Genomic DNA, 12,697 nt, shown 5'->3' with positions numbered 1-12,697 from the left:
CATCCTTCAATTATTTTTCATGTTCAACATGTTTCAACATCATTTGTAAGGTAAGTATGTTATTGTTTCAATCAGAAATTATCTATGTATGAACAGCTATATTTTACCACAAGCATCTTTATATGAAAAAGAACAGAGTGAAACGAATGTTCACTCTGTTCCTGAAGAAGGGAAGAATAACTCATATAATGGGAAAAGTATCTTTGATAAACACCTCATTTAACATTTAGATTTAAATGTCATCTGATGTGAAATCGCCATTGTTCAATACAACCATCCCCTTGTTAAGTGATAAACGACCTAACATATGGAAAAGATTACTGTATTTTGACAAACACCTCATTTACAAAATGATGTTACATTCGAGCGTTTATTTCAAGAAAATAGCGGCCCGTAAACACCTCATTTCGTAAGTGTTCTATCATCAATGGGTAAAAACAATAAATTGTCTTTGACAAACACCTCATTTAACATTTTATTTAAATGTTATTGAAAAGTGTCCTGACCATTGTTCAATACAACCATCCCCTTGTTAGTTGTTTACTTAACGTAACAAAAAGAGAAATTGTCTTTGATAAACACCTCATCTACAAAATGATGTAATACCGAGCGTCTAATTCAAATGAATAGCGGCCCGTAAACACCTCATTCCGTAAGTTGTTTATAAAGCAATGGATCATACATTTTATCCCTTGAGTTAAAAGATATTGTCTGGAACAAACACCTCATTTATAAGGTTTTTTGTTTTGACAAGGATCCCTTCCTCACTAATTATAATGTCCGAAAGATTACAGGATATGCAAAAAAATTACGGTCAATTTGAGCAAGTGTTTATGTTTTTTGTTACTATAAAAAGAAAAAGGAGATCCATAAACAATGGCATTGTTAAAAATAGAAAATCTAACAGGTGGTTATACAAGAAATCCTGTTTTAAAGGATATATCATTTGAAGTTGAAAAAGGACAAATTGTTGGATTAATTGGTTTGAATGGAGCAGGGAAAAGTACCACGATTAAGCATATTATCGGTACGATGGAAGCACATAAAGGACAAGTTTCCATAAACGGTCATACATTTGTGCAAGACTCGGCAGCTTATCGTTCACAATTCAGCTTTATTCCTGAAACACCGATTCTTTATGATGAATTAACATTACATGAACATCTTGAGTTAACGGCAATGGCATATGGACTTGATAAAGAAACATTTCAAAAGCGTCTACAACCATTGTTAAAAGAATTCAGGATGGAAAAGCGGTTAAAATGGTTTCCTGCTCATTTTTCAAAAGGAATGAAGCAGAAGGTAATGATTATGTGCGCCTTTCTAATCGAACCTGAATTGTATATCATTGATGAACCGTTTGTAGGGTTAGATCCATTAGCGATAAACTCCCTGCTTGAGATGATGGATAAAGCGAAAAGCCATGGATCGGGCATTTTAATGTCTACACATATATTAGCGACTGCTGAACGGTATTGTGATGCGTTTGTTATTTTACATAATGGAAAAGTACGTGCAAAAGGAACATTGCATCAGTTAAGGGAACAGTTTGGTATGAGGGATGCTACATTAGACGATCTTTATATTCAATTAACAAAGGAAGATCAAGATGAAGAAAGTTAATGACATTTGGCAAACAAGACTTCATCAGCATATAAATGAAACAAGGTCATATTTGAAATATATGTTAAATGACCATTTGCTTTTTGTGTTTATATTTCTTGCTGCAGGCGGGGCTTTAACGTATCAGAGATGGCTTGAAACCTTATCACCGGATTTTCCGGCCGTCTTGATTATGACAGTGACCTTTGCATTTATTATGATCGCTTCAAGTGTGAGAACACTATTGAAAGAAGCGGATATTGTGTTTCTACTTCCGATGGAATACAAGCTCAAAGAATATTTCCAAAAAGCTTTTACGTATAGCTTTATTTCTCAAAGTTTTTTTGTGATCGTGCCGTTAATTCTTTTTACACCACTGTTTTTTAAAGCAACAAATGCAAATGGACGCATATTGCTCATTAGTCTTGTTTTATTACTTTTGGTGAAATTTTGGAATTTAAGGGTAAGCTGGAGAATTAGTTACTTTACAGAAGCATCGGCAAAATGGGGAGATATCCTTGTTCGCTTAGCAATCAATATGTGTGTTATCTTTTTCATCTTTTCACAAACATATGTATTTGTGGCCATTTTATTGGTCGTTATGGCTGGATACGATGCCTATTTTTCATATGCAGCAAAGAAAAAGGCATTAAAGTGGGAGCCACTAATTGCGAGAGAAGAAGGGAAAAAACAATCATTTTACAAGCTGGCTAATCTGTTTACAGATGTACCAAAGCTAAAGAAGCAAGCTAAGCGTCGCGCCTACTTAGATTGGGTTGTCAGTCGAGTAAAATACAATAAGGAAAATGTATATGAATATTTATTTATGAGAGCATTCATTCGTTCCGGTGATTATTTCGGGATTGTTGTAAGACTGACCATTATCGGCTGTGTTATTTTATCATTTATGGATCTCGAGCTAATTGGGAGTATTGTGGTATCGTTTATCTTTACATTTTTAACAGGCATACAAATCATGAGCTTGTATAAGCATTTTGAATTGCTTGAGCTGCCCGATCTTTATCCATACGCTGAGAAGAAAAAAATGAGCAGCTTTCTAAAAATTATATATAACATACTCCTCATTCAAGTTGTAATATATTCAATTGTTACTCTCGTTAAATCAGATCTGATTGTGTTTATAGAGGTACTCATTGCAACAGTTTTATTTGTTTATCTTTTTGTTTATGCCTATATGCAAAGTAGAATGAAGAAAAAGGATGTCATTTCATGAGTTATGAACAACAAGCTGCAGAGGAAGCGAAATTATGGAAGCAAAAGCTGTTAAGAAAACCGACATTTTTAGAACGCTCGTCAAAGAAAGCACAGAGTAAAATCAATGGATTTATCCCTGAAAAAGTACATGCAACAGTGACTGAAGGGATTAAAAAAATGGTGGAAGCTACCTTAATAGGTTCGAATATGACGACATTTCCGAAAAAAGTTGAGAATCTGACTTTTGAAGAAAGGGAACAACTAGTCAGGAAGTCAATCGATGTATATAAGAAGACAGCTGCTGTTGAAGGGGCCTCAACAGGTGCGGGTGGTATTTTGTTAGGCTTAGCTGATTTTCCTTTATTTTTAAGTATAAAAATGAAATTTCTTTTTGAAGTGGCAAGTGAATATGGGTACAGCACGAAGGAATATGAAGAACGATTGTTTTTATTGTATGTTTTTCAACTGGCATTTTCGAGTGAAAAGCATAAAGAAGAGGTTCTCAATACAATTGAAAACTGGGAAATAAGAAAAGAAGAAGTGAAAGAATTAGATTGGCGAATTTTCCAACAAGAATATCGCGACTATATCGATTTGGTGAAATTGATGCAATTTCTCCCGGGTGTAGGAGCAGTTGTTGGCGGAGTTGCAAACTACCATCTTGTCCAACATTTAGGGGAATGTGTAATAAACAGTTATCGATTAAGAATATTTTCAGATTAGAAAAACACGACTTACCGCCAAGAATGGCGGAAGTCGATGTCTTTTCTTATACTATCATCCATAAAATTTATATACTTTCTGATAGTATAGAAAATAGGGGCAGTCACACCGACTGTCCCTATTTTTCTAGTTTGTTTTTGCTAGCGATTCCTGCTTGAAATTTGATTGATACTGAATGACAGCTGTACAAAGTGTTTTAGCTGCAACAAGTAATGCTTTTTCATCAATATCAAATTTAGGATGATGATGTGGATACGCATGTTCGGTATGAAGTGGCCGGGCACCGGTAAAGAAAAAAGTTCCCTTTACATGTTGTAAATAATAAGAAAAATCTTCTCCACCCATTTGCAAAGGACTCTCTTCCACTTCATGAACACCTGGGACCTTGCCTGCCACTTCTTTTAAGAAATCTGTCTCTTCTTCATGATTCACAACAGCAGGATAACCCCTGAAAAAATCATAACGATAATCAGCACTATTCATTAAACAAGTTCCTTTTACAACTTTTTCAATTTCATATTCGATTTGCTGCCGGACTTCTTCATCAAAGGACCTTGCTGTTCCGATAAGAGTTGCTGAATTGGCAATGATATTAAATGCGTTTTCTGCCATGAACGAACCGACTGTTACAACTGCAGAATGGACTGGGTCAATTTTACGGCTAACAATTTGTTGAAGACTTGTGACAACCTGAGCTCCTATTAAGATGGCATCCTTTGTTTTATGAGGCTGTGCTCCGTGTCCGCCTTTACCTAGGATATTAATTTCAAACCGGTCGGCAGCAGCCATAATTGGACCAACCCTATACTGAATTTTCCCTACAGGTTCAGTTGCCCAAAGATGTGTTCCGAATATAACGTCCACTCCATCTAAACACCCATCTTGAATCATCGGAAGAGCTCCACCAGGGGCATATTCCTCTGCATGTTGATGAATGAGCACGATATTTCCTTTAAGCTGCTCCCGATTTTGAAAAAGAATCTTAGCCAACACTAGTAATGTGGCTGTATGTCCGTCATGGCCACAAGCATGCATCACACCGGGTACAGTTGATTTGTATTCAACTTCTTTTTCATCTTGAATGGGAAGTGCATCAAAATCAGCGCGCAATGCAACAGTCGGACCGGGGGACGCACCCTTTATTGTGGCCACAACACCATTCCCACCTACATTTTCCCTCACATCAATTCCAAGTTTTTTATAATAATCAGCGATATACTTAGCGGTCATCACTTCTTGGAAAGAAAGTTCAGGGTGCATATGTAAATACCGCCGGATGTTAACCATTTCAGAAAAATGAAGATCAAGTTCGTTGTAAAGATGATCAAGCATGTGAAATACCTCCTTTGAAAAAATGTTGAAAAAGCAAGATAGAATCATATGTTCTAAACATAAAATGTATTAAAATGGGATTGGAAAATGAATAATTAGCTAGATTGTATTGAAAAAAATAACAAAAGACAAGAAAATTGTTTGAGAAGAGGGAATATTTTGAAAATAAAAGTCATACTAAGTTTACTCGTTTTAGCTATTCTATTGGTCATTCTCCTTATAAAATGGGATCTAGTGAATGATATTGATTCAACAATTGGTGAACATATCTATCATCTACACGATCATCCTGTTTCAACGATTATATCAGGTATTGGGGTGATTGGCTCGACTATTGGAATTATTTCTACCTTATTTCTATTTATGTTTATTTTAACCTGGCTAGAAAAAAGCTTTATTTCAGCGGCTGTGTTATTTTTCACTGTTCTTTTCGGGAACATTGCTAATAAAGTATTGAAAGAAATTGTAGCAAGAGAACGGCCATCATTTCCTCAGCATATAGAAGACGGCTACAGTTTTCCAAGTGGCCACGTCATGGTTGGGGGACTTCTTCTTAGTATGATCGCCTACAATCTGGTAAAAAGAACAAGCCACAAGAACATCAAACAATCAATATTAACAATAACTTGCCTTTTAATCCTACTTATCGGATTTAGCAGACTTCTTGAAGGAGAGCATTTTGTTACAGATGTGATTGGTGGAATCCTTGCAGGAAGTATTATATTGATAGGAATGATCAAGCTTGATCGGTTGGTGCATCAAATGGTTAAGAATAGGAAGCTTAGGAAGGATATCGCCGTGTGAAAGTTTAGGCAGTGAAAACTAAATACTTTTGATTAACAGCCTTTTATAGATTAGGGGCTGTTTTTTTGTACTGCTGGGAGGTGGAATTGTCTTTCATAAGCGGGTTGAAAGACAAAGTGACTGAGCTAAAGAAGAGAAATGTCTTTCATAAGCGGGTTGAAAGACAAAGTGAATGAGCTAAAGAAGAGAAATGTCTTTCATAAGCGGGTTGAAAGACAAAGTGACTGAGCTAAAGAAGAGAAATGTCTTTCATAAGCGGGTTGAAAGACAAAGTGACTGAGCTAAAGAAGAGGAATGTCTTTCATAAGCGGGTTGAAAGACAAAGTGACTGAGCTAAAGAAGAGGAATTGTCTTTCATAAGCGGGTTGAAAGACAAAGTGAATGAGCTAAACATGAAGAAATGTCTTACATGAAGTCAATGGATCATTGCAAATAACTGGTAATTATGATATAGTACATTACATCAGTAATGCACTAAGGAAGGGGGCTTTGTTTGATAATGGATTGGGATCATACTAAGCCGATATATATCCAAATCGCGGAATGGCTTGAGACGGAGATATTAAAAGGGCACCATAAGCACGATGAAAAAATCTATTCTCAATACCAGCTTGCAGACATGTTCAATATTAATCCTGCAACAGCCGCCAAGGGGTTAAACATATTAGCTGATGAAGCCATTTTATATAAAAAGAGAGGGTTAGGGATGTTTGTTTCCGAAAATGCGAATGAGATCATTTTAACGAAAAGAAAAAATCAAACATTAAAACGGCTAGTTCATGATCTGGTTATAGAGGCAGAACGACTTCATGTAGGAGAGGCAGAATTAATTGCTATGGTGATAGAAGAAAATAAACATCGTAAAGGGGGTACATCATGAGTGTAATTGAATGTAATGGACTTTCAAAATACTATGGAAAGAAGAAGGCCTTAGATGACATTTCATTTGTGATAAAAGAAAATACGATTACAGGTCTTATTGGAAGGAACGGGGCCGGAAAAACAACACTTCTAAAACTGATCGCCGGCTTTATCCATCAAACAGAAGGTGATATTAAGGTGTTCTCAAAGAATCCGTTTAATTCACTAGCTGTGTCTGCAAATAGGATATATATAGATGACCAAATGAATTTTCCCAATACGTTAACTCTCCAGGATATTCTTCAATCAGCAGCTTCGTTTTACGTAAATTGGGATCAACTATTAGCAGAGAAACTATTTGATTATTTTTCTTTTCATCCTTCTTTGCGTTATCAGCAGCTCTCTAAAGGAATGAAAAGTACGTTTAACATGATTATAGGCTTATCCGCCCGATGTCCATTAACTATATTTGATGAGCCGACAACAGGTATGGATGCATCGGTGAGAAAGGATTTTTATCGTGCATTATTAAAAGATTATCTGGCATACCCAAGAACGATTATTCTCTCAAGTCATCTGTTAAATGAAATAGAAGATTTACTTGAGGATGTCCTGTTACTAAAAGATGGAGAAAAATGTCTCCATTTATCAATTGAAGAACTTAAAGAATATGGGGTTTATTTGCAAGGGTCTGAAAAAGGTGTAAGAGAACTCGCCGGAAACAAAGAGATCCTGTATGAAAAAAGTCTTGGCCAAGACCATTTGCAACTCGGTATTAAAAATGACCTTACAAACCGGGAGACACAGCAAGCTTCTTTAATGGGTGTTCATATTTCACCAATCTCAGCCGATGATGTGTGTACGTATTTAACAAATAAAACGATTGGGGGAATTGATGATGTCTTTAACAGAAGCTAAGCTTTCAGAGATTGTGAGAAAACAATTTATGTATAAAGTGAAAGCGTATATGAGTGTTTTCAGTTCTTTACTCGTTGTTCAGGTCATTAGTCTATTGTTATCAACAAACGGAAGTAGAATGATGGGATCTAGCTATAACGGCTTTTCAATAGATATTAACTATTATACAGGTGATATCAGCATTGTTTTTACGTTAATCTGGAGTTTTATTACAGCGATTATTATTACAACTAAAGCCTATCGTAATGATGATTTTACATTCGTGTCAAACAGGTTAAGTAGTCATTTATCAAATGTAGTCTTTTTACTTTTTGCGTCTGTTATTGGAGGAATAACTGCTGTTTTATCTGGTCAATTGTTTAAGGTAATCATGAATTTATTTTTGAGAGATGGATATGTAATGGGAAGTGCAATACCCTTTCAAGAATTGCTTTTAAGTGTAATCGTAAGCATTATGTACGTGTTTTTACTCGCATCATTAGGTTATTTTGTTGGGATGCTTGTCCAGATAAATCGTTGGTTTGGTGTTATACTTCCGACATTCATAATTGGCTATATGATCATTGGAACCAACATAGGCCAAGAACCGAAAATGGTTGTTGAGGTATTTACCTTTTTCGTAAAGGAAACGGCTCTATTTCTCTTTTTGATCAAAATACTAGTCACAACTGGTTTACTATTTTTCCTTTCTAGTATTCTTACAAACAAGCTGGAGGTGAGACAATGATTGTGGCTACAATTTTACCGTTTGTCCTGCTTTTAATCATCATAGCCCTTATATATTTATTTTCAAAAAATATAGGACGAATTGCTTTTCTGCAAAAGCTAAAATTGAAATGGATATTAGTTGTTTACGGAGCTGTCTTGTTGCTGGCACTGATCTCCAGTTATTTCATGCCTGTGGGTGAATCATTAGTATATAAAAATGTTTCGGAAACAGAAAGAGATGAGGCAGAAAGGGCAGGAGCAGCTTTAGTAAAGGCTGCATATAATCGGGAAAACATTAGGGAGAAAACAATTGAAGGTGTTGGGATCAATCATCAGTCAACCATTCAATATGAAGGGAATCAACTTGAACTATCTGTAGAAGAAACATATGGACCCCTCACTATCCTTGTTGAACGGAAAGAAGAAAGTGACAATGAAATAGAATTCATTGAATATCACACAAAAACAATTATCGAAAATCTTGACCTAACCGATGAATTTGATCCACTCTCTGTTTCGATTGAAGAAAACTTATTAAGAGTAATGAACGGAGAGGGAAAAGATATAAAGATCGGAATGTTTGATAAAGAATTTACAATCTCCCAGTTTACAAGTGATCAAGGGTTGGAGTTATTTAGTGATTCACATCATGTATGGGGGGAGCATGTGCTGTTTCTTCGTATTCCTAAGGATGTGAAAATCATTGATGAATTTGATTATGTTCAATATGTTAAAGAATAAGCCAGCTCATTTGAGTTGGTTTTTTTCACAGGTAAGACAGTGAAATTTTATGTATTAGTGTAGGTGTCTAGCTCCAGCGCTTTCCTTCATATCTTCATTACCCTAATTATTTAAAGGAATAAATCGCTAAACCACGAATATAAAAAATAGAGCAAATGAAAAGGTTAGGAGTGGGAGAAGAATGCAATACAAAACATTAGGAAAAAGTGGTTTGCTAGTTTCTGAGCTATGCTTAGGGGCAATGACATTTGGAAAAGAAGTGAATGAAGAAGACTCTATTAACATGGTTCATCGTTTTCTTGATCAAGGCGGGAATTTTATTGATACGGCTGACGTGTATGTAGGCGGAGAGTCTGAAAAAATTGTTGGGAAAGCTATTAAAGAGCGTCGTTCAGAAGTTGTCTTAGCGACAAAGGTAAGAATGAGAGTGGGACCGCATCCGAATGATTTTGGATATTCGCGTCGTCGCATCATGGAAGGGATTGACCAGAGCTTAAAGCGTCTAAATACAGATTATATTGATCTTTATCAACTGCATGTATGGGACCATTTAACACCGATTGAGGAAACAATCCGAACTTTAGACGATCTTGTGAGTTCCGGAAAAGTAAGATACATAGGATGTTCAAATTTTTTAGCTTGGCAAATGATGAAAGCATTATCTTATAGTGATTTTCAAAATATGGTGAGATTTATTTCGATTCAGCCACAGTACAGTTTAATTAATCGTGAAATGGATCGTGAAATTCTTCCGTTATGTAAAGAAGAAAATGTAGGCATCATTCCATGGGCACCAATTGGCGGTGGTTTCCTTACAGGTAAATATCGAAAAGGAGAATCGCCGAATAGCGGCAGGCTTTCGAACGGAGTTGGAGAATCAAGTTGGGAAAACCGCGCAAACGACAAGAACTTTGCCATTTTAGAAGCGGTACAGGAAATTGCTCATTCATTAGATAAAACCCCTGCACAGGTTGCGTTAAGATGGCTACTTCAAAAAGAAGAAATTACTTCTCCAATTTTTGGTGCGAGCAGCTTAGAGCAATTTGAAGAGAATATGGGAAGTATCGGTTGGGAGTTAACAGAAGAGCAATGGAATCAATTAGATGAAATAAGTAAGCTTCCAAGCGAATATCCAACTCGATTCCTTGAGAAATTTAAAAGATAAAGATGTATAAAAGAAAGAAGGAAGAAAAGGTGAATGCCTTTTCTTCCTATTTGATGTTAACGCTAACAAATATCCTCAATGAAAACCTTCTTACCAGTCCGCGCGCTTTCGATTGCAGCAAATACCATTGCCATACTTTTAATATTGTCTTCACAATCAGTTTCAGCTTTCCGGTTCTGTTCTAACGCTGAAAACATTTCGTCTAAGCAGCCCCAATGTCCTTCATGACCGGAATAAGTATCTTCCGCTTCTTTTCGAATAACTGGACGGAAAAAGTCAGTTGGCTTCGTTTCGTCAATAACTTCATAAAAAGGAAGGTGAAATCCATCCCATTTCGCTGTTCCTTTGCTGCCGATAACACGCCAATCCGATTCCCAGGATGTATTTAATCCTTCAGCACTCCAGGATCCCTGGTATGTAAATACCACTCCATTGCTCATTTCAAAGATACAGGATGCCGACGCATTACCTTCGTACCAGGAGCTTGATGGATTGTATTCATGACAATAAACAGACACAGGATCTGCATTTGTTACATATCTTGCTTGATCAAATGTATGAATCGCCATATCAAGAATGAGTGGACTATCCATTGCTTCACGAAATCCTCCAAAATGAGGCCCCAAGAAAAAGTCAGCGTGAATAGAGTTAATATGACCAATTTCATTATTAGCAAGGATTGAGCGTAACGCACGGATTTGTTTGTTATATCTTCTGTTTTGCATAACTGTGTAAGTAAATCCTGTATCCTGGGATATGTCCAATAATTCACGTGCATCCTTCATTGATTCTGCCATTGGCTTTTCTCCGAAAACATGGCAGTTTGCTTGTAAGGCAGTTGACACAATTTGCTTATGAGCCTCTGGAATGGTGACGTCAAAGACAAGGTTCACATGTTGATGAGCGGCTAGAGCATCTCCTAAATCTGAATAAACAGGTACCTGTAATTGTTTACTTGCTGCCATTGATGCTGCTGTTTCAAGATGAACATCAACAAATGCTACAATTTCTGCAGAATCCCTTTGTAAGACATAGTCAATCCATGTATTAGCCATGCTGCCACAACCTACAACAATAATCTGATGTTTCAAAAAAATTCCTCCCCTCACTAGTATTTTAGTTGAAATGAGAGACAAATCACAGGAAAGATTGTTGACATCAGAAGAAAATTTTTAAAAGGGATGACACGGAATTCCCGGGCCCTCCCTTTTAAAAAATTACTATAAAAGAAACATAGCAACAATGGTTGTGATAATCAGTCCAATGGCTACTGGAAGCAAGTTCCTCCTGGCCAGCTCAAACGGATCGACCCCACAAATTGCGGCGGCAGGTATGAGTGCCCAAGGGATAATCGTACCTCCGCCAACCCATATAGCCGTTACCTGACCTAATGCTGTTAAAGTTGCAGTACTAACCCCAATCGCTGCTGAGAATAACTGTGCGATGGATCCCGCTAAAGAAATACCCGAAAAGCCTGAACCATCCAACCCGGTTAAAATACCAACACCTGTTAATGTGATAGCCCCAACTTCAGGAGTTAGAGGGACTATGGTTGCCAATGCAACACCCAGGTCATTAACAATTCCTTCCGAACTTTTTGGGAGATATTCTCCAATGATCGTGTAAAAACCTGCATCACCTAGATAGAAGAAGGCGGCAATAGGGATAACAGGACCGAACACTCTAAATCCGAATTGAAAACCTTGAACTAAATAATTAGTAGATTCTTCAAGACCTTTTTTCTTATGTGTTAAGCAAGTGGTCAAAATTAAGATAAGAAGCGCTGTTCCACCTATTAAGGCTGTAGCATCACCGCCTTGTAAGTTCAATGTAATCATTAACAAAACATCTACTAAAAAGATCAATGGGATGAGAATAGCCAATAACCTTTTTGTTGAAGAGGATAAAAGACTGTGATCTGCTTTTTCGTTTGCTGTTTCTGTAGAAACGGTCGGGAAAGACTTACCTAATTTCATATCTCTTCTTAATAAGAAGAAAGCTGTAACTGTAGTAACAAGCCCCATCGTAATGACGAGTGGAACACTTGCCCCAACTACGTCTCCTACAGGAATTCCTGCCGCATCTGCTGTTAGTTTCGGAGCTGCTTGAATAATAAAATCCCCGGACAAGGCGATTCCATGGCCAAATAAATTAATCGCAACTGCAACTCCAAGGGCTGGCAGACCGGCTCTAATTGCGACTGGTAATAAAACTGCCCCTATTAATGCAACAGCTGGTGATGGCCAAAAGAAAAAGGAAATAATCATCATAAGGATTCCGATCGTCCAATAGGCAGTAGTGGGATTTTTTATAATCTTGGAAAAAGGAGCAATCATCACTTCATTAATTCCTGATTTCATCAGAATTTTACTCATTGCAACGATAATCGAAATAACGAGAATTGTAGGCAATAATTCAGTAATGGCAAAAATAAAACTATTAAATAAACTTGAAATTGAATCACTAACAGATAAGGTTGAGAAAGCTGCTACAGAGAGAATGCCAACTATACAAACAATCGTTGTATCACGACGAAATAACATAAAGCCAATGATACCGATAATAAATAATAAATAAACCCAATGAATGAGTGTTATTTCTACCCCCATTTTTCATCACTCCTTAAGC

At 36.7% G+C, this 12,697-nt stretch carries 13 protein-coding genes; 10 read left to right on the top strand and 3 right to left on the bottom strand.

The genetic code is table 11. From position 1 onward, the window contains the following. The first annotated feature begins 88 nt into the window (after nucleotides 1–88). The 4 genes from LC095_RS26900 (at nucleotide 89) to LC095_RS18450 (ending at nucleotide 3,540) form a co-directional block, all read left to right on the top strand. Nucleotides 89–223 carry a hypothetical protein gene (locus LC095_RS26900; protein WP_264196102.1) on the top strand — a complete coding sequence of 45 codons (135 nt, stop codon included), beginning with the start codon at nucleotides 89–91 and terminating at the stop codon, nucleotides 221–223. Nucleotides 224–876: 653 nt separating this feature from the next. Then, on the top strand, nucleotides 877–1,623 hold the full coding sequence (locus LC095_RS18460; RefSeq protein WP_226529552.1) for an ABC transporter ATP-binding protein: 747 nt from the start codon (nucleotides 877–879) through the stop codon (nucleotides 1,621–1,623). Beyond that, the gene (locus LC095_RS18455; RefSeq protein ID WP_226529551.1) at nucleotides 1,610–2,836 is read left to right on the top strand and encodes an ABC transporter permease; all 1,227 of its coding nucleotides are present in this window, start codon (nucleotides 1,610–1,612) and stop codon (nucleotides 2,834–2,836) included. Before LC095_RS18460 ends, LC095_RS18455 begins: the two co-directional genes overlap by 14 nt. Next, nucleotides 2,833–3,540: an EcsC family protein gene (locus LC095_RS18450; RefSeq protein ID WP_226529550.1), complete on the top strand. Its 708-nt coding sequence runs from the start codon at nucleotides 2,833–2,835 to the stop codon at nucleotides 3,538–3,540. The genes LC095_RS18455 and LC095_RS18450 overlap by 4 nt, the downstream gene beginning before the upstream one ends. Before the next feature lie 126 nt (nucleotides 3,541–3,666). Here LC095_RS18450 and LC095_RS18445 read toward each other — a convergent pair whose 3' ends face one another. Further along, nucleotides 3,667–4,872, bottom strand: a complete 1,206-nt coding sequence (locus tag LC095_RS18445; protein WP_226529549.1) for a M20 family metallopeptidase — start codon at nucleotides 4,870–4,872, stop codon at nucleotides 3,667–3,669. Nucleotides 4,873–5,031: 159 nt separating this feature from the next. On the opposite strand from LC095_RS18445, the gene LC095_RS18440 reads away from it, so the two are divergent. From LC095_RS18440 to LC095_RS18415, 6 genes are all read left to right on the top strand, one after another. Next, nucleotides 5,032–5,676: a phosphatase PAP2 family protein gene (locus tag LC095_RS18440; protein ID WP_226529548.1), complete on the top strand. Its 645-nt coding sequence runs from the start codon at nucleotides 5,032–5,034 to the stop codon at nucleotides 5,674–5,676. Between the two features lie 493 nt (nucleotides 5,677–6,169). Next, on the top strand, nucleotides 6,170–6,556 hold the full coding sequence (locus LC095_RS18435; RefSeq protein ID WP_226529547.1) for a GntR family transcriptional regulator: 387 nt from the start codon (nucleotides 6,170–6,172) through the stop codon (nucleotides 6,554–6,556). After that, nucleotides 6,553–7,455 (top strand): ATP-binding cassette domain-containing protein, encoded by a 903-nt coding sequence (locus LC095_RS18430; protein WP_226529546.1) that lies wholly within the window; start codon nucleotides 6,553–6,555, stop codon nucleotides 7,453–7,455. Before LC095_RS18435 ends, LC095_RS18430 begins: the two co-directional genes overlap by 4 nt. Further along, complete coding sequence (locus tag LC095_RS18425) at nucleotides 7,436–8,182, top strand: hypothetical protein (protein ID WP_226529545.1); 747 nt, start codon at nucleotides 7,436–7,438, stop codon at nucleotides 8,180–8,182. Before LC095_RS18430 ends, LC095_RS18425 begins: the two co-directional genes overlap by 20 nt. Continuing rightward, a complete protein-coding gene (locus LC095_RS18420) occupies nucleotides 8,179–8,904 on the top strand; it encodes a hypothetical protein (protein ID WP_226529544.1) in 726 nt (241 codons plus the stop codon). The genes LC095_RS18425 and LC095_RS18420 overlap by 4 nt, the downstream gene beginning before the upstream one ends. Nucleotides 8,905–9,085: 181 nt before the next feature. Further along, nucleotides 9,086–10,069 carry an aldo/keto reductase gene (locus LC095_RS18415; protein ID WP_226529543.1) on the top strand — a complete coding sequence of 328 codons (984 nt, stop codon included), beginning with the start codon at nucleotides 9,086–9,088 and terminating at the stop codon, nucleotides 10,067–10,069. A gap of 62 nt (nucleotides 10,070–10,131) precedes the next feature. Here LC095_RS18415 and LC095_RS18410 read toward each other — a convergent pair whose 3' ends face one another. Next, complete coding sequence (locus LC095_RS18410) at nucleotides 10,132–11,166, bottom strand: Gfo/Idh/MocA family protein (RefSeq protein WP_226529583.1); 1,035 nt, start codon at nucleotides 11,164–11,166, stop codon at nucleotides 10,132–10,134. A 123-nt stretch (nucleotides 11,167–11,289) separates the two neighbouring features. Next, nucleotides 11,290–12,678: a hypothetical protein gene (locus LC095_RS18405; protein WP_226529542.1), complete on the bottom strand. Its 1,389-nt coding sequence runs from the start codon at nucleotides 12,676–12,678 to the stop codon at nucleotides 11,290–11,292. Nucleotides 12,679–12,697: the final 19 nt, after the last annotated feature.

It is taken from the genome of Metabacillus niabensis, from assembly GCF_020524345.1.
GTDB classification, from domain to species: Bacteria; Bacillota; Bacilli; order Bacillales; family Bacillaceae; genus Metabacillus; species Metabacillus niabensis_B.
Note: the sequence above shows the minus strand (reverse complement) of the source record. Positions and strands in the feature narration are given on the sequence as shown.

What these genes read in the sequence shown, in the direction of transcription:
- LC095_RS18430 (WP_226529546.1), top strand. Translation starts at nt 6,553, where the DNA reads ATGAGTGTAATTGAATGTAATGGACTTTCAAAATACTATGGAAAGAAG.
- LC095_RS18445 (WP_226529549.1), bottom strand. Translation starts at nt 4,872, where the DNA reads ATGCTTGATCATCTTTACAACGAACTTGATCTTCATTTTTCTGAAATG.
- LC095_RS18450 (WP_226529550.1), top strand. Translation starts at nt 2,833, where the DNA reads ATGAGTTATGAACAACAAGCTGCAGAGGAAGCGAAATTATGGAAGCAA.
- LC095_RS18420 (WP_226529544.1), top strand. Translation starts at nt 8,179, where the DNA reads ATGATTGTGGCTACAATTTTACCGTTTGTCCTGCTTTTAATCATCATA.
- LC095_RS18425 (WP_226529545.1), top strand. Translation starts at nt 7,436, where the DNA reads ATGTCTTTAACAGAAGCTAAGCTTTCAGAGATTGTGAGAAAACAATTT.
- LC095_RS26900 (WP_264196102.1), top strand. Translation starts at nt 89, where the DNA reads ATGAACAGCTATATTTTACCACAAGCATCTTTATATGAAAAAGAACAG.
- LC095_RS18415 (WP_226529543.1), top strand. Translation starts at nt 9,086, where the DNA reads ATGCAATACAAAACATTAGGAAAAAGTGGTTTGCTAGTTTCTGAGCTA.
- LC095_RS18455 (WP_226529551.1), top strand. Translation starts at nt 1,610, where the DNA reads ATGAAGAAAGTTAATGACATTTGGCAAACAAGACTTCATCAGCATATA.
- LC095_RS18460 (WP_226529552.1), top strand. Translation starts at nt 877, where the DNA reads ATGGCATTGTTAAAAATAGAAAATCTAACAGGTGGTTATACAAGAAAT.
- LC095_RS18405 (WP_226529542.1), bottom strand. Translation starts at nt 12,678, where the DNA reads ATGGGGGTAGAAATAACACTCATTCATTGGGTTTATTTATTATTTATT.